The organism is Massilia phyllostachyos, from assembly GCF_021044825.1.
GTDB classification, from domain to species: domain Bacteria; phylum Pseudomonadota; class Gammaproteobacteria; order Burkholderiales; family Burkholderiaceae_D; genus Telluria; species Telluria phyllostachyos.
The window spans coordinates 1-704 of record NZ_JAJNOC010000032.1 but is presented as its reverse complement, the minus strand read 5'-3'; the positions used below and the strand labels follow the sequence as shown (position 1 = coordinate 704).

1 pseudogene is annotated in these 704 nt (G+C 63.2%); it reads right to left on the bottom strand.

The annotated features are described in order from the left end of the window. Window positions 1–704: pseudogene (locus LQ564_RS25740) on the bottom strand (hypothetical protein); the annotation flags it as partial.

The following is a 704-nucleotide window of genomic DNA, read 5'->3' as shown; positions in this document are numbered from 1 at the left end:
GGGCCGAAACGGTAGTCCGGCTTGACGCTGCGCGCCATGAACACTTTCCAGGCATTCGCACCTTGGGCGCCGCCGATGTCGGCCGCGTAGGCCAGGGCCGGCTGCATGTTCGACGGATAGCCGGCATAGGCGGTCGAGTAGCCGGTCATTTCGCCGGTCTTCAGGCCGAGCTTGGTGGCCATTTCGGCGCTGGCGCATTGCAGCCTGGTGAAGGCGTCACCCAGTTCGTAGGTGTCGCTGGCCTTGAACGCCTGGCCGATCGTGGTGTAGTAGGGCGACTTGTCGCTGTCGCGCACTATCATCGAATACATGGCGCCACGGATGTAGCAGGCGTTCTGGCCGATCATGCGCTGGATCGGGAACGTCGACTTGAACTTCAGCAGGCTGGTCGCCTTGGTGAAGCCCAGTTCGTGGGCATGGCCGACGGCTGCCGTGAAGAAGTCGTCCTGCCACGGGGCCACGCCGCGGCTGTCGTTGTAGATCACGGCGTAGCCGTTGACGATCACGCCCAGCTTGTTGGCGTTGGTGTTGTTCGAATACTCGGCGTTGTACCAGTCGAGGTTGCTGTCCAGGATGCGGTTGAAGTGTTCCTTCAGGCGATCGCTGTCCGGCGTGATGTAGGCTGCTTCGGCCAGGGTGCGCAGCGCCCATGCCTGGCCGCGCACCTGTTCCGGACGCAGCAGGCCCTTGATGTTCTCGCGGTA